Origin of the sequence: Psychrobacter sp. DWR1-2-3, assembly GCF_049896465.1 — a bacterium.
GTDB lineage: Bacteria > Pseudomonadota > Gammaproteobacteria > Pseudomonadales > Moraxellaceae > Psychrobacter > Psychrobacter maritimus.
Genome location: NZ_JAFCUJ010000002.1, coordinates 12362 through 29313 on the forward strand (window position 1 = coordinate 12362; position 16952 = coordinate 29313).

Annotated in this window: 12 protein-coding genes; 7 read left to right on the plus strand and 5 right to left on the minus strand. The window is 43.7% G+C overall.

Annotation, left to right across the window (positions count from 1 at the left end; all coding sequences use genetic code 11):
* Positions 1 to 140: 140 nt before the first annotated feature.
* The 3 genes from ACP7AA_RS03320 to ACP7AA_RS03330 all read left to right on the plus strand — a co-directional run bounded on the left by ACP7AA_RS03320 (position 141) and on the right by ACP7AA_RS03330 (position 4542).
* A complete protein-coding gene (locus ACP7AA_RS03320; protein WP_426222652.1) occupies positions 141 to 1805 on the plus strand; it encodes an alpha-keto acid decarboxylase family protein in 1665 nt (554 codons plus the stop codon).
* 277 nt (positions 1806 to 2082) lie between these two features.
* The gene (locus ACP7AA_RS03325) at positions 2083 to 2418 is read left to right on the plus strand and encodes a GlpM family protein (RefSeq protein ID WP_201565299.1); all 336 of its coding nucleotides are present in this window, start codon (positions 2083 to 2085) and stop codon (positions 2416 to 2418) included.
* Positions 2419 to 2751: 333 nt separating this feature from the next.
* Complete coding sequence (locus ACP7AA_RS03330) at positions 2752 to 4542, plus strand: potassium/proton antiporter (RefSeq protein WP_426222653.1); 1791 nt, start codon at positions 2752 to 2754, stop codon at positions 4540 to 4542.
* A 49-nt stretch (positions 4543 to 4591) separates the two neighbouring features.
* Here ACP7AA_RS03330 and ACP7AA_RS03335 read toward each other — a convergent pair whose 3' ends face one another.
* Positions 4592 to 5491, minus strand: coding sequence for a LysR family transcriptional regulator (locus ACP7AA_RS03335; protein ID WP_426222654.1), 900 nt, complete (start codon positions 5489 to 5491; stop codon positions 4592 to 4594).
* Positions 5492 to 5735: 244 nt separating this feature from the next.
* On the opposite strand from ACP7AA_RS03335, the gene speB reads away from it, so the two are divergent.
* The 4 genes from speB (at position 5736) to ACP7AA_RS03355 (ending at position 11799) form a co-directional block, all read left to right on the plus strand.
* On the plus strand, positions 5736 to 6704 hold the full coding sequence (speB, locus tag ACP7AA_RS03340) for an agmatinase (protein ID WP_011513879.1): 969 nt from the start codon (positions 5736 to 5738) through the stop codon (positions 6702 to 6704).
* 121 nt (positions 6705 to 6825) lie between these two features.
* Complete coding sequence (locus ACP7AA_RS03345; RefSeq protein ID WP_426222655.1) at positions 6826 to 8568, plus strand: 5-guanidino-2-oxopentanoate decarboxylase; 1743 nt, start codon at positions 6826 to 6828, stop codon at positions 8566 to 8568.
* Positions 8569 to 8700: 132 nt separating this feature from the next.
* On the plus strand, positions 8701 to 10107 hold the full coding sequence (locus tag ACP7AA_RS03350) for a YjiH family protein (RefSeq protein WP_201624530.1): 1407 nt from the start codon (positions 8701 to 8703) through the stop codon (positions 10105 to 10107).
* Between the two features lie 192 nt (positions 10108 to 10299).
* Positions 10300 to 11799: an aldehyde dehydrogenase family protein gene (locus ACP7AA_RS03355; protein ID WP_426222656.1), complete on the plus strand. Its 1500-nt coding sequence runs from the start codon at positions 10300 to 10302 to the stop codon at positions 11797 to 11799.
* A gap of 170 nt (positions 11800 to 11969) precedes the next feature.
* On the opposite strand, the gene ACP7AA_RS03360 is transcribed toward ACP7AA_RS03355, so the two are convergent.
* The 4 genes from ACP7AA_RS03360 to pcaF all read right to left on the minus strand — a co-directional run bounded on the left by ACP7AA_RS03360 (position 11970) and on the right by pcaF (position 16939).
* Positions 11970 to 12503 (minus strand): DUF2058 domain-containing protein, encoded by a 534-nt coding sequence (locus ACP7AA_RS03360; protein ID WP_271134661.1) that lies wholly within the window; start codon positions 12501 to 12503, stop codon positions 11970 to 11972.
* 579 nt (positions 12504 to 13082) lie between these two features.
* Positions 13083 to 14447 (minus strand): MFS transporter, encoded by a 1365-nt coding sequence (locus ACP7AA_RS03365; protein ID WP_426222657.1) that lies wholly within the window; start codon positions 14445 to 14447, stop codon positions 13083 to 13085.
* A gap of 419 nt (positions 14448 to 14866) precedes the next feature.
* On the minus strand, positions 14867 to 15646 hold the full coding sequence (gene pcaD, locus ACP7AA_RS03370; protein ID WP_426222658.1) for a 3-oxoadipate enol-lactonase: 780 nt from the start codon (positions 15644 to 15646) through the stop codon (positions 14867 to 14869).
* Positions 15647 to 15700: 54 nt separating this feature from the next.
* Positions 15701 to 16939: a 3-oxoadipyl-CoA thiolase gene (pcaF, locus tag ACP7AA_RS03375; RefSeq protein ID WP_426222968.1), complete on the minus strand. Its 1239-nt coding sequence runs from the start codon at positions 16937 to 16939 to the stop codon at positions 15701 to 15703.
* Positions 16940 to 16952: the final 13 nt, after the last annotated feature.

Below are 16952 nucleotides of genomic sequence, written 5' to 3' on the forward strand. Positions count from 1 at the left end.
ATCGTATGTTATAACAGATAGTTGTATTCTACATTCCAAAAGCTTTGCATTGAATAAATAAGCTGGGATGCGGTTTATAGTGAACAACCATCATATACACCATTATCAATACTTATAATGATAAGTCATAAGGATAAAAAATGAGTCAACAATATACAATCGCTGATTACTTATTTGATCGTATCGCTGAAGCGGGTGCGACAGAAATATTTGGCGTGCCCGGTGATTTTAATTTAACGTTTTTGGATAACGTGATTGCTTCTGATAAATTGCGCTGGGTTGGTAACACCAATGAGCTAAATGCTGGTTATGCTGCTGATGGCTACGCACGCGAGCGTGGCTTTGCCGCTATGGTGACGACCTTTGGCGTGGGCGAGCTGTCGGCGATTAATGCCACGGCAGGCTCTTTTGCCGAGTATGCACCGGTACTGCATGTGGTCGGTGCTCCAAGCACGGCGTTACAAGATTCAAAACGCCGGATTCACCACACATTGGGTGATGGCGTATTTAATCATTTTATCAAAATGGTTGAACCCGTCACCGTCGCGCGCGCGCATATCACGCCTGATAACGCGGCCTCTGAGATTGATCGCGTCATTCGCTTGATTCTTAAAAAGCATCGCCCCGGCTATTTATTATTATCACCAGATGTGGCGAAAATACCGATTTATCCACCAACGACCAAGCTTGATGACAGCCAAGAAGATATTACTAGCCAAGCAGCATTGGCCGATTTTAAACAAGCATTAATAGAATTTTTACCTAACAAAACCACCACTTTGATGGCAGATTTGATGGTGCATCGTTTGGGGTTACAAAATCAGCTAAAAGCCTTAATCGCTGATACCGACATTCCTTATACCACGCTGTCATGGGGTAAAACCCTGCTTGATGAAAACAGTGAGCGTTGGGCGGGTACTTATGCAGGCGTGGCATCACGTCCTGTGGTTAAAGACGCAGTAGAAAATTGCGAATGCTTAATTAAAATCGGCGTGCAATATACCGATACTACTACTGCAGGTTTTAGCCAAGATATCGATGAAAAAGTCGTGGTTGATTTGCATTATGAGCGTGCGTCTATCAGCGGTCGAAACTTTGCGCCGATTGCACTAAAAGATGCCCTGCAAACCCTGCATGAAGTCATGACCTCGGGTATTGAGATTGTGCCCAAGCAATTCTGTAAAGAGATGAAGCCGCATGAGCAAAACGGCAAGGATGATGAGCCGATTCGCCAAGATGACTTATGGCACATCATCGCTGACTCTCTCGATGATAAAAACCTCGTGTTCTCTGACCAAGGTACGGCGTACTTTGGCATCAGTGATGTGCGTCTGCCAGAAGGCGTGACGTCTTATGGGCAACCAATGTGGGGCTCAATCGGCTATACCTTGCCAGCGAGTTTGGGTGGCGCTATTGCCTCACCGCATAAGCGTAGTATCTTATTGATTGGTGATGGCTCGGCTTTATTAACCATTCAAGAAATCGCGGTAATGATTAAAGAGCGCATCAATCCGGTTATTGTCCTGATTAATAACGATGGCTATACCGTTGAGCGAGCGATTCATGGTGAAAATCAGCGCTATAATGACATTCCTAAGTGCGATTGGCAAATGATGCCAAAAGCTTTTGGGGCGACGGAAGAAAATAGCTTAATTATGAAAGTGGAAACCGCTGGCGAATTAAAAGCGGCGTTGAAAAAAGCGGCTGCCACCAAAGATAAGCTGGTGATGTTAGAAGTGATTGCAGATAAGCATGATATTCCACCATTATTGGCTGATATCAGCGCCGCCCTTAAACCTAAATAGCCTAAGTAATATAAAAGGTTTTAAATTAAAATAGATTAATACTTTTTAATCACTTTATTTATTAAAACCATACATTAAAAAAGCTTATAAAAAAATCCCTATTTGGCGTCATGCTAAATAGGGATTTTTTATGTTGTAGCATGGCAATTTTTATAACATTAATGATGCGTGTGGCTAAGGTTCTACAGCGCTAATGATTTATTATCGACCATTTTGCGTGGAGTATTCGTTATCATGCTAAATTATGCGATTAACACATGATAGGAGATGGGCCATCATGATTTGGCTAAAAATGCTTATTGGCGCTTTGATGGTATTACTGATTCAACTTTTTGCCCAGACGCGCTTCTTTTATTTGGCAGCCTTGGCACCGCTGTTTCCCACATTTACCTTGATTAGCCATTTTATTGTCGGCACTGAGCGTAGCCCTGCTGACTTAAAGGTAGCGTTGATTTTTAGTATGTTGGGTGTCATTCCGCACCTTATTTATACCTTGGTGGTGTTTTTTAGCATCAGTTATGTCAGCTTATATAAGGCGCTTTTATTGGGCGTGGTCGCTTGGACAGTGGCAGCGGCTATCCTAGTGATTGCATGGCAATACATTCAAGCTTAATGGTGGTTAAAAAACGGCAGTATTTTCTACTATTTGAACAATAGAGTAAAAGTGGCTTTTTATAAACTGATGTTTTAGAAGCTGATAAAGCAAATGAAACGATTAATAAATGATTTTAAGACGATTGCTATGAATATAGGTTCTCTAGCTTTGGTCAACGATGTTATTCTTAAGGACGGTTTTATTATTTTGTCTGGAATATCAAACACGATGCTATCCGCCGCAAAATAAGGTCGATATCAATATCAATATCAATATCAAGGTTAGTACTTAGATCAATACTATCGCAATCATTCCACTCGTTATCACTGATAAAATAGGGCTTAAAAAAAGATGGATACCTTAAATATCCTGTATCTCGTAGGAGCAGTTTTAATTTTTGCCAGTATCATGGCAAGTACGTTATCGGCGCGTTTGGGCGTTCCTCTTTTGCTATTGTTTTTAGTCGTTGGGATGCTGGCGGGTGAAGAAGGCCTGTTAGGTATTGAGTTTTCTCAATACGGTCTTGCGAACTTTGTCGGGCAAGCGGCGTTGGCTTGTATTTTGTTAGATGGTGGACTGCGCACCTCTTTTAAATCTTTCCGAGTCGGGCTAAGACCAGCCATCACGCTTGCTACGTGGGGCGTACTGGCGACGGTCATGATACTGGGTGTGTTTGTCACGTGGCTACTCGATGTCGATTGGCGCTTTGGATTATTGATGGCGGCTATTGTTGGTTCAACCGATGCGGCAGCGGTATTTTCATTGCTGCGTAATGGCGGGGTTAAGCTTAACGACCGCGTCCAAGCGACGTTAGAGCTAGAATCCGGTGCCAATGACCCGTTAGCTATTTTATTGGTGACAGGATTGATTGCTTTAAATGTTGACCCTGCCGGACAGACAGCATTTGGATTTTTAGGCTTGCTGTTACAACAGCTTAGCTTTGGCCTTGGTATGGGTTTGCTGTTTGGCTATTTATTGTCAAGGTTATTGCCAAAGGTCCATCTAGCAGAAGGCATGTATGCCATCTTAATATTATCGGCTGGCTTGGCGGTATTTGCAGCGACCAATTTAATCGGCGGTAGCGGGTTTTTAGCCGTTTATCTCACTGGGGTGCTGATAGGCAACCATAAAGTACGTTCAACCGAGCATGTCATGCGCGTGATGGATAGCTTTGCTTGGTTATCACAAGCGGTCTTGTTTGTGGTGCTGGGTCTATTGGTCACACCATCAAACGTGCTCAATGTTTGGTATTACTCGGTCGCCATTGCCGCCTTTATGATTTTGATTGCTCGTCCTATTGCCGTTTATAGTAGCGTCAAACCTTTTAAATTTAAAGACAGAGAAATCGGCTTTATTTCTTGGGTTGGTTTGCGCGGTGCAGTGCCTATTACCCTTGCGATTTTACCGGTGATGGCGGGTATTGATGGCGCCTTTATGCTGTTTGATATTGCCTTTGGCGTGGTGGTTTTATCTTTAATTTTGCAAGGTACGACCATTCCCTTTATGGCCGATTTATTTAAAGTACGTATCCCCAATAATAAAGACCCTGAAGAAAAGCATGAGGTTTGGGTATCGGACAAAGCGAGTATTACGTTATATCAGTTCCAAGTAAAGTCAGGGGCGTTTGCAATCGGTCGCCATCCGATGGGCATCTCTAACCGCGTCAACCCTGATGAGATTAGTGTGTTTGCTTTGGTACGCGGGCAGCAGATTGTCATTGTCGATGAAAATACCAAGCTCAAATTCGGTGATAGTGTCTGGTATGCCATGCGCGGCAATCATGCCAGTCAGATAGCTAAGATTTTTAATGATACAACCTTAGACCGTAAAGCCATCGATGACTTTTATGGCGACTGGCTATTATCACCGAGCGTCAAACTGGGCGATTTGCCATTTTTTACTGGTGTCATGACCTCTGAGTCTTTGGTCGATAAGCTAAAATCTAAACCAGAAGACCACGAAAAAAGCATGTGGGAGCAAACGGTTGCTGAATATGTCAAAGACAGCTTGGATATGGCGCCAGTATCGGGTGACACGGTGGCGATTAATGATGAATGGTCACTGGTTATCAAAGAAGTCGATGATAAAGGTAAGCTTAGAACCATAGGCTTAAAACGCGAAGAGCTACCAAAAGCGGGGTAGCTGTTTGCCGTTGTTATTTATCGTTATTGTCTATACAAAGCTCGTGATTCTATAAAAGCCCCATCATTTGCTGTAGAAAATCAGCGACGTGCTTATGTAAGTTTTCTCGATAAGCCCAATGATGCTTGACCTCGTAACTTGCCTCATTGGGCAACAGTATTTTCATCATCCCCATCTCTTCATAACGCTTTGCCAAGTCATTGGGCAAGTAGCCGACATGATGACCTGCCAAAATCAACTGCGCGGTCGCCTCCATATGGTAAGTGGTGGCGCTTAACGTTTTTGGGCGGACATGATTGATACTCAAATCAGTAATATAGCCTCGTTTTATCCAAGGATAATTTTGTTCCAAATCCTCAAAGGTTAAACCGTCTGCCTCATAAAATAGCCGATGCTCGCGTCCACAGCAGACGACTTGCTTTTCGATAAATGCTGGCTGAAAGGTCAATAAGGGTGGGAAGCTGCCAAAATAGCCCACGCCAATATCACTTTCATTACTTAAAAGCTTATCAAGCATACTCTCAGGGCTTTGCACATCGATAGAAAAATGTATCAATGGATTATTACGATAGCTTGCTGCCAAGCACTGACGTAACGCATCATAAAAAACCGTTGGCATTTGATCGATAAGACACAGTCGAATATGACCGCCGCGTACCGAATCTAATTGCCGAATATAATGCAGTTGATGCTGAAAGCTGGCCACCGCTTCGGTAAAACTTAAGCAAGCCTCGTAAACCGCTGCACCGTCCTCGGTGAGCTTAAAACCCGCGCGCCCACGATGACAAAGCGTCATACCCAAACGATCTTCTAAATGGGTTAAATGACCGCTGATGACAGACGGCGTGACATTTAAGCGTGACTGCGCGGCGGTCACACCTTGACACTCCACGATGGCCATAAAGCTACGTAAGGTTTTGATATCAATTTTTATTAATTCATCTAGCATCGAAAGTCATGTCCCCGTATCTATTGTCTTAACCGATTTTTTTATAAAACTTCTATAAATAACGAATAAATCAAAGTTACTAAGAAAAATCAGAAGTTTACTTCTAAATTTTACCATGGTCTCGCCTCTGATATTTAGGTATTGTCAGAGCTATAGAAAAAGTGGCATAGACAAAAAGTGACATAGACAAAAAGTAATATAGACAAATTGTGTGTTTTGACCAATCGATACAAGGATGTAAGTGATGAAATTTAATCAACCATTAAGCGGCAACGATATGCCAAGATTTGGCGGCTTCGCTTCTATGATGCGCCTGCCAACCCAAGCCGATGCTGAAGGGCTAGATGTAGCATTCGTTGGGGTGCCTTTAGATATTGGCGCCTCAAACCGTAGCGGTGCAAGATTGGGTCCGAGACAGATTCGCGATGAATCACGCATGATTCGCCCTTATAACGTCGCCACTCGCGCCGCGCCTTTTGAATCCTTACAAGTCGCTGACATTGGCGACGTGCCTATCAATACCTTTAACCTGCTAAAAAGCGTCGATATTATCGAAAAATTCTATACCGATAAAATCGTCAGTCATGGCGCTATTCCTTTAACGTTAGGCGGTGACCATACCATTGCACTGCCTATTTTGCGTGCGCTCGCCAAAAAACATGGCCCTGTTGGTATGGTACATATCGATGCGCATGCCGATATCAATGATGAGATGTTTGGTGAAAAAATCGCCCATGGCACCCCGTTCCGCCGTGCTGTCGAAGAAAACCTCATCGATGGCAATCGCGTAGTGCAGATTGGCTTACGTGGTACGGGTTATAGCGCTGAAGAGTTTGATTGGTCAACCGAGCAAGGTTTTCGCGTAGTGCCTGCTGAAGAATGTTGGTATAAATCACTGACACCTTTGATGGCAGAAGTGCGCGAAAAATTAGGCGCTGGCCCTGTTTATTTAAGTTTTGATATTGATGGCATCGATCCGGCATTTGCACCGGGTACGGGAACCGCTGAAATCGGTGGCTTGACGTCAACGCAAGGTATCGAAATCATTCGCGGTATGCGTGGACTTGATGTGGTCGGTGGCGATTTAGTAGAAGTGTCACCGCCGTATGACCCGTTTGGTAACACCTCGGTACTAGCCGCGAACCTGCTATTTGAGATGCTATGTATCCTACCGGGCGTGCGCTATGACGATAAGGTTAAAGCCATTTATTGAAAATAATTTATAAACCCAAACCGTCCTTTATAAGGAATTAAAGGTCAGTTTGGGTTTAGCTTGGATTTGATACTGAACGACTTATTTAATTGCTATTGAATTTTTTTAGGATGATTAACTCATGACGCATTCTCTACAAACGCCTTCTTCATTGCCAAATTCCGCGCCAACTGCCCCATCTCTAACTTGTGGTGAGCTACTCGTACAGTGGCTAGAATATTACGGGGTGGAGACGGTATTTGGTATTCCGGGCGTACATACGGTCGAGCTATATCGTGGCCTGCCCAATACCGATATTCGCCACGTGACACCGCGTCATGAGCAAGGTGCAGGCTTTATGGCCGATGGTTATTACCGCGCTTCTGGTAAAGTCGGAGTGTGCTTTATTATCACCGGTCCCGGCATGACCAACATCATGACGGCGATGGCGCAAGCATTGGCAGATTCTATCCCGATGCTGGTGATATCTAGTGTCAATAAAGTGCAGCATACCGGCAGCGGTGAAGGGCACTTGCATGAATTGCACGATCAGCAAGGTATGGTCAGTAAAGTGGCGCTTATGAGTAAAACGATTTGGCAGCCTGAGTCATTACCCAAAGTCATTGCTGAAGCTTTTGCGTTATTTAATGGCGCGCGTCCAGGGCCGGTGCATATCCAGCTGCCCATTGATGTGATTACCGCCGATGCCAGTCATGTCGCCAAGCCGCCTAAGCTAAATAAGCTAGATGCTTCTCTAAACAGCCAATCTACTAATAATATTTTGGCGCAATTACAAGCAAACAAACCGCTACCTCATCCTGCGCAATTAGATTTGATTGTTGAGCAGCTTAAAAGCGCAAAAAATCCAGTCTTACTTTACGGCGGCGGCTGCGTTGATGTTAATCATGACGCACAAAAATTGGCAGAACTTATCGATGCACCGACGTTTTTGACCATTAATGCCAAAGGTTTGTTGCCACCTGCTCATCCGCTGAGTTTGGGTAGCAATCAGTCATTGGACGCCGGTCGCGCCGTGATTAGCGAAGCTGATTTGGTATTGGCGATTGGTACTGAGCTTGGCGAGACTGATTATGATGTTTTCTTTAACGGTGGGTTCCAAATCAATGGCACGCTGATTCGTATCGACTGCGATGCTCAGCAATTACAGCGTCCGTTTAGAGCAGATATTGCGCTATTGTCAGATGCGCAAATGGCTATCAGCGGTTTATGTACGCGCTTAGAGAATCAACCGCTGAATCATCAAGCAGCACCGCTAGTAGCAAAGGTAAAGCAAGCGTTGATAGAAGAAATGACGCCAGATTTTGCTGGTCAAAACGCACTGCTACAGCTGATTCGAGATGAAGTAAAAGACGTCATTTTCGTTGGCGATTCAACCCAGCCTGTTTATAGTGGCAACCTTGGTTTCGAGGCTTTAGCCACGCGTCGATGGTTTAACTCATCGACTGGTTTTGGCACTTTGGGTTATGGTTTGCCTGCCGCGATTGGTGCCATGATTGGCTCAAAAGCGCCAGTTATTAGCCTGATTGGCGATGGCGGCATTCAGTTTACCATCGCAGAACTCATCTGCGCCGCCGAGCTTGAGCTGCCATTGATTGTGCTGTTATGGAACAACCAAGGTTATGGTGAGATTCGCCGCTATATGGAAGAGGGTGGCCTGCCACTGATTGGGGTCAATATTAAAACCCCGAACTTTGAGCCATTAGCCGCAGGATTTGGCGCAGGTTATCGTCGAATCACGGATAAGCAGCAGCTGCTAGACGCATTACAAAAGGACATCAAAGGCAAGCAACCGATTATTTATGAGGTTGATGAGGCCGACGAATTTCTTCTTGAAATGGGCAAGACCTTTGCCTGTTTTAGCTGATTCAAGCATCATTTACACGAAAAATAACTAATAAAACGGCATTCAACTATTTGCTCAATTCGCTAAAACTAGGGATAGGTCAGACAGCGAAAGGAAGAAATTTGGCGATCGTCGCCTATCAAGGAGGATTAAATGACGAATTATATCGATAAGTCGCAGCAGCCGATTTTGGGAAATGACCCTGTCGATCTAGAAACGCCGCAAGGAGCGCAGTGGCAAGCATCCATGTGGAAGTTTTTACTATTTTCAGCACTAGGTATGGCGTTATTTATCATACCTTTTCAGTGGGATGGCAAAATCACCATTTTACTAGGCGTATTAACCGATACTCTGCAAGCAGTGCTGGGAGGTTATGTTGTTTACGCGGTATTGGCAATTGTGACGACCTCCTTTATTGGGGCGCTGGCAGTTAAGGTATTAAGACCCAATTTGCATGAAGGCTCTATGTGGGCAAAGCTTTTTGATGTGGACTGGTTTTGGCTTGGCGCGCGCTTTTTGGGCGCCCTGTTTGCATGGATGATTTACCTACAAGTTGGCCCTGAGTTTATTATTAACCGTAATACCGGCGGCGTGATTTTTGAAGACCTGATTCCTATTTTGATTCCTTTGTTCTTTTTTGCCATTTTATCTTTACCGTTTCTGACGGATTTTGGTTTGATGGAATTCTTGGGTACTTTATCCAGCAAAGTATTTGTTAAATTGTTTAAGTTACCCGGTCGCTCTGCGGTCGATGCGATGTCTTCTTGGTTTGGTGCCGCTTCCATTGGCTTGCTGGTCACCATGCAAGAGTACAATAAAAGCTATTATAGTCTGCGTGAGGCGGCGATTATTGCCACCACCTTTTCGGTAACGTCCATTGCCTTTACCTATGTCGTTGCCAAAACCATCGGCGTCGATAATAACTTTGTTTTCTTTTATCTAACCATCGCTTTAACTGGCTTTATTGCCGCTATTATTATGCCGCGTATACCGCCGCTATCGCTAAAACCTGATACTTATCATTCGGGCAAAAGCATGCTGGATGAAGGTATCCCTGCTGAGTACTCTACCTACCAATGGGCGGTCAATCGTGCCGTTACGCGCGCGCATTCTATGCCAAGTTTGGGTAACGTATTCAAACATAGCTTAAAGAATTTGTTTGATATCTACCTTGGCCTTATTCCTGTAATTTTTGCTATCGGTACCATTGGTCTTGGTTTAGCAGAATACACGCCGGTATTTAATTGGCTGTCGGCGCCGCTCGTGCCATTGCTTGAATTATTGCAGATTCCAGAGGCGGCAGAGGCGGCTCCAGCGATGATTATGGGCTTTGCCGATATGTATCTGCCTGCGTTGGTCGGTAAAAGTATCGAGAGTGAAATGACGCGCTTTATCGTTGGTGCTGCTTCTATTACTCAGATTATCTATATGTCTGAGGTGGGCGCGCTGATTTTGAAATCAAACATCAAGCTTAACGTGTTAGAGCTGTTTTTGATTTTTATCTTACGTACGCTGATTAGCTTGGTGGTCATTACGTCGGTGGCGCATCTACTGTATTAAAACCTGCTGCTATATGACGCTAACGGCTATTGATTGTGATATACAACGATACTACACCCTCAGTCGGTTTTACCTTGATAAGGTGAAATCGACTGTTTAATTGGCAATATAAATAATAAATGAGCTTATCAATAAGCACCATCTAATAAAAATGACATTACTAACAAAGAGATTAAAAGGTCAGCGAAAATTATGGAAATGAATAATTCTACGTCTTTCACAAGAGATATCGCCATACAAACGATGCAAAATGAAGTTAGGTTAAATGCCGCCTATATCGATGGGGATTGGGTCACTATTGAAGCATCTGATTCAGTAGATGAGCATGCTTTATATGACCCAAGCTCAGGCGAGGTCATTGCAATAACTCGTTTGTGTAATAGCGCACAGGTAGAAAGCGCAGTTAATGCGGCGGCTCGTACTTATCCGTCTTGGTCGCAAACCAGCGTCAATGAGCGGGCGCGTTATTTACAGGCTATTGCAGATACGATGGAGCAGCAGTTTGATAAGCTGGTTGGGCTGTCTGTATTGAATAACGGAAAGCCGATTGTAGAGGCGAAAATAGACGTTAGTGACGCCATTGCCTGTTATCGCTATTATGCCAATCTTATCAATGCGCAGACGACTTGGCCTGAGGTCACCACAAACGAGACAGGTATACGCTTATTAAAAACCTATGCACCCGTTGGTATTTGCGCACTTATCGTGCCTTGGAACTTCCCGATGGTCACTACTGCTTGGAAATTAGCACCAGCGCTCGCGGCAGGTTGCACCGTACTGTTAAAACCGTCAGAGGTAACACTATTACCAGAATTGATGCTGGGCAACATATTGTCCGCTATTGAGCTGCCAAAAGGGGTGGTCAATATCCTACCGGGTGCGGCTGAAGTAGGCGCAGCGATGACCAGTCACCCACTCATTGACAAAGTTTCTTTTACCGGTAGTAATATCGTCGGCGAAAAGGTAATGAGCCAAGCAGCAAAAGGTATCAAGGATATCAGTCTAGAGCTTGGTGGTAAGTCCGCCATCGTGGTGTGCGCAGATGCTAATATTGATTATGCCTGTGATTTAATCATGGGCGGTATATTTACCAATGCCGGTCAGATTTGTTCAGCGACCTCAAGGCTGCTCGTCCATCAAGACATTGCCCAGTTGTTATTTGAAACACTGAAAACAAAAACAGAAACTTTGAAAATTGGCGATGGTTTTGCTGCTGACACGCAAATGGGTCCATTGGTCAGTGCGCAGCAACTTGCGCAAGTCAAAAAATATATCGATATCGCTACTGCTGAAAATCTTAATTGCCTAACAGGTGGCGAGATACTGGACCGCCAAGGATATTTTGCAACGCCGACCGTTTATACAGATGTGCCAGTGAGCAGCCAGTTATGGATAGAAGAAGTATTTGGACCGGTATTGGTCAGTACTACCTTTGCAGATGATGCACAGGCGATTGAACTTGCCAATGATAGCAAATATGCCTTGGCAGCAACCATCGTTAGTGCTGATGATACTGCAGCATTAGAGATGGCGCTACAAATTCAAGCTGGTCATATTTGGGTTAATGAGCAGCAAATCGTACTGCCTGAAGCGGGTTGGGGCGGGTTTAAACAAAGTGGCATTGGTCGCGAGTTGGGTATTGATGGTTTGTCTGCTTATCACAAGAGTAAGCACGTTTTGCTACCATCTTAATTGCTGATTTTAGCGCCCTATCATTTGAATCATTATAATTTAAATCGCTAGACTTTTCTGTGCATAGAGTGATTTTCTATTTCGCTAATAAAAACCCCCTGTTATAGATATTCTATACAGGGGATTTTGGTTAATGCTTAGCCATCAGCAATATGATGAATAACTACTACCTACCACATTAAATCATCTGGAATGACATAAGCGGCGTAAGGGTCATCTTCTGCCAGCTCAACCTCTGATTTGTCATTCGATACCACCATAAAGCCTTCTAGCTTGGAGTTGATGCGGTCAGCCAAGGGGCGCGGGAGCAGGGCGTAATCGTCTTCTAAGCGCGCAATCACCACATGACCTGCTACTATCTGGTCATAGAGCTTTTGGGTAATATAAATCTTTTTAATTTTAGCGTCGTCAACAAACTGATAGGTGACATCGCCTTGTGTCTCTGTAATTTGGTGTTGCTTAATCATCTGAATAACGTTGGCTCTTAGCATTTTTTCTTCTAAAAGTTGCTGTTTTTCCTGATTGAGCTTTTGGTCTTTTTCTATTTTTTTGGCTTGGGCTTCTGCCAAGGCTTTTTTGGCTTCAAGGTTTGATGCGTCACCTGTGCGCTTGGCATGCTGCGACTGTTTGCTGATTTTTTTGGCTTTTTTGCTATCCACCAATCCAGCTTTTAAGAGTTGTTCTTGTAGGGCGTTTTTGGCCATGTCTGTATTACCTAAGTGAAATTGCCTAAATCTGAAATTACCTAAATCGTAGCATTTAAAAAGTCATGGTAACAAATTTTGCCCAGACATGTCATCACATTGAGCGGGCTATTAATTATTTGACGTAGAACTCTGATGAGTAATAGTATAAATTTAGCGAAAGCTAGAATCAGTGTTTAGAATCGGTTTTATTAAACCAATTTTTGGTCAATAAAAAAGGTTACCAGTTTCTTGAAAACCTCATATATTCAATAAGTATGGTGAATCTAAGATGAATTTAAGCTATAAATTCATCTTATAGTCAGTGAAAAGTAATATCGATACATCACACACTGCTGATATCAATTTTTCTTGCTTGCTGTGCCTGCGCAGACAGAGGCTACAAAAAATTGATATCAGCAATACCGTAGCGTTTTTAGGATATTTTGACTATACATAATATCTCTCACATAAGGTTTAAAGTTAAAGAGCTAAGCTTTTATTCAAATTGTCAAAAAGACGTACCCACATCGTGAGTACGCTAAAAATTATATCGGTGTAATATAAAAATACTTGAATAAAAATAGAGTTTAGTCAAATTTAGGTTGCTATAGGCGTATCTAAAGTTACTGGTTGTACCTTGCTTGTTTTGCCATCCACTGCTGCGCTTAAATTCACAAGGAAAATAGCAGTGGCTGCAATTAATCCTGGTATCGCGATAAACAAGAAGTTTGTTTGATGGCTTAGCTCAAGGGTGAGTAGGGCTCCAGTTAAGATAGGACCTACGATAGCACCAATACGACCAATACCTGATGCCCAGCCCATAGCTGTTGTCCGTACACTCGTCGGATAATACTGTGCGACAAAGGTGTAGAGTAGTATCTGTGAGCCGATAGTCGTAGCGCCTGCAATCGCGATCAGAGTATATAGTACTAGCTGAGGGCTGTTATAGCCAAGCAGTATCAACGCCGCAGCGCCTAGGGCAAACATGATGGCTAAGACAGGTTTAAGATGAAATTTATCAGCCAGTATGCCGCCGCCGATAGCTCCCACCATGCCACCAATATTGAGTGCAAATAAGAACAGCATGCTTGCACCTAGTGAGTAACCTGCCTGAATCATTAGTTTTGGCAACCAACTAGCAAGGGCATACACCATCAGTAAGCACATAAAGAAAGCGAGCCAAAACATGATAGTAGTGAAACCACGGTTTTTCAGAAATAAGGCTTTAATTGGCGCATCATCGCCTTTGGTCGGCTCGTCCAATAGCAAACTGGTAGAAGTTGTAATCGTTTCCTGCGGTGCCAATTTTTTAACAATAATTTTGGCTTCTTTATCTCGCTTCTCTTTTACCAAATACATCAAAGATTCAGGCAACATTTTCCAAATAATTGGTAAAAGTAGCATTGGAATGCCAGCGATATAAAACATAATCTCCCAGCCAAAATCTACTACCAAAAACGAGCCTAATAATGCCGATACCATGCCACCAATGGCATAACCACTAAACATTATAGCAACTAAAGTACTGCGAATACGTTTTGGTGCATATTCGGAGGTTAAAGCCACGCAGATAGGCATAACACCACCGATACCTAGGCCTGCAATAAAGCGCAAAGTGGCGAACTGTATTGGACCACCAGCAAAAGCACCAAGAAAAGTAAAGCTACTGAACAAGCCAACGCAAATCATAATGGTTTTTTTGCGTCCAATCTTGTCTGAGAGTGTTCCAAAAATCATGGCGCCAAACATCATGCCAAAGAGTGCGGCGCTGGCCAGAAAGCCTGCTTGTACCGCGGTCAATGACCACTCCTCCATGAGTAACGGTAGAGCCACGCCATAAATAATAAGATCATAACCATCAAAGATAATGATCAGTAGACACCAAAACAGTACCTTCCAATGAAAAGGAGCAAATTTGGCTTCATCAATAACTTTATTGATGTTTAAGGTTGGTGATTCCATTCGTATTTCTCCATGGGTAATATCCTTATAAGTGTCTAACAAGTTATTGTTTTCTAATGATCAAGTCAAAAACTATCTAAGTATTAGTTTATACCTAGAAGGTATGGATTTTTTATTAAGAGATGGGAGTGTAAGAATGTATAGATAGCTTTGATAAAAGAAGTGAAAAATGAAAAAGATGTTTTCTTTAAGCAAACGCCTTAATAACCAATCAGGCTACGGATATCCGTTATATTTCTTTTTGATGAGAAAAATATGTGTTTATTAATAGCTAATATCTATTAAAAGATAGGTAAAAAAAGATTGCTCATATATCTAAAAGATATATGAGCAATCTAAATGTAAAGAATAGCCGTCATACAAACACCGCCAACATTGCAAATGGCAGTGAGTGTAGTTGGACAAAGGTTATAGCACCGTTAATGTTTCAAATACTGTCGCACAAGTTGATTAAATACTTCAGGTTGCTCAATATTTGAGATATGCGAGGCATCGATAGTAGCGAGCGTAGCGTTAGGGATATGATCGACCATATATTGACCATCGGCAACCGTTGTCACTGGATCTTCAGAACCTGCAAGCACTGTGACAGGCACGCGGATGTTCTTTAACTGCTCGCGAGTATCAGCGACAGATAATGCCTCACAGCAGCTGGCATAACCCTCGCTACTGCCAGCTACGAGAGCATCAGATAATGCTTTAACGACATCAGGATAATTATCGATAAAACCCGCTGTGAACCAACGCGAGGCAGCGGTAGCGGCGATAGGTTTTAGTCCTTGCTCACGTACCAATTGCGCGCGATCTACCCAAGCCGCTTCATTACCAATCTTTGCGGCGGTATTGCATAGCATCAAGTGGTGAAAGCGCTCAGGATGATTGATAGCTAACCATTGACCAGTCATGCCGCCCATAGAGATGCCACAAAAAAATGCTTTATCAATGTTTAAATGATCAAGAAAATCAATCACATCTTGTCCAAGCTGCTCCAAACTATAAGGACCTTTTGGTGCAGAAGACTTACCATGGCCACGGGTGTCGTAGCAGATAATAAAATAATCGTTTTGTAAGGCATCGATTTGCGGCTGCCACATATGATAGCTGGTACCTAAGGAGTTGGATAATAGTAGAGCAGGGTTGCTTTTATCGCCAAAAGTGGCATAGTTTAAGGCAATTTCTTGGTTATTAAATATGGGCATACTAAGCATCCTTATTTAGGATTAAAATGTTGAAGGCATATGTAGGGATGAGTATTACGCTTGGTCATTAACCCGCTCAATAATCATTGCGATACCTTGTCCAACGCCAATACACATCGAGCAGATGGCATAACGCTTATCAGTTTTCTCAAGTTGATTAAGTGCAGTTAAAATCAAACGTGCTCCTGAGGCACCGAGTGGATGACCAAGGGCAATGGCACCGCCATTAGGGTTGACGCGCGTGCTATCATCAGCTAACCCTAAGTCACGCGTACAAGCGAGAGCTTGGGCGGCAAAGGCTTCGTTTAATTCAATGACATCCATCTCATCGATTGACAGTCCAGTTTGCTTAAGCAGCTTTTTCATCGCCGGTGCTGGAGCAAAGCCCATAATACGCGGTTCAACGCCTACCGTAGTTGAGGCCACAATACGTGCACGCGGCTTTAGATTAAATTCTTTAACCGCTTGCTCTGACGCTACTAGGAAGGCTGCTGCACCATCATTGATCCCAGAGGCATTACCAGCAGTCACCGTACCATCTGCGGTGACGATAGGACGCAGTTTGGTCAACTTTTCAAGGGTGGTGTCAGCGCGAGGATGCTCATCGGTATCGACAGTGACAGGATCACCTTTACGCTGCGGGATGCTGACTGGAGTAATCTCATCTTTGAAGAATCCTGCTTCTTGCGCCACTGCGGTACGTTGTTGGCTACGTAATGAAAATGCATCTTGGTCAGCGCGATTGATATTGAATTGCTCTGCGACGTTTTCGGCGGTTTGTGGCATGGTCTCCGTACCATATAGCTCATCAAGCTTTGGATTGATAAAGCGCCAGCCCATAGTGGTATCTTCGAGCTTTTGACTACGACCAAACGCTTGATCTGACTTGCCCATTACCAATGGCGCACGGCTCATGCTCTCAACACCACCTGCAATAATAAGGTTGGCTTCACCCGCTTTAATCGCACGAGCCGCTATCGCTAACGCATCCATTGACGAGCCGCATAAGCGATTCACCGTAGTGGCAGGCACTTGATAAGGTAGGCCAGCTAGTAACGACGACATACGCCCGACGTTGCGATTGTCTTCACCGCTCTGATTAGCACAGCCGTAAATAACGTCATCTACTTTTACCCAATCGACATTGGCATTACGTTTGATTAGCGCCTTGATAGGTATAGCCCCTAAATCATCGGCACGTACTGGTGCTAGACCGCCGCCGTAGCGACCAAAAGGGGTGCGAATGGCATCAATAATATAAGCATTATTTAAACCAGTGATTGAATCAGTCATCATCCTTGTCCTT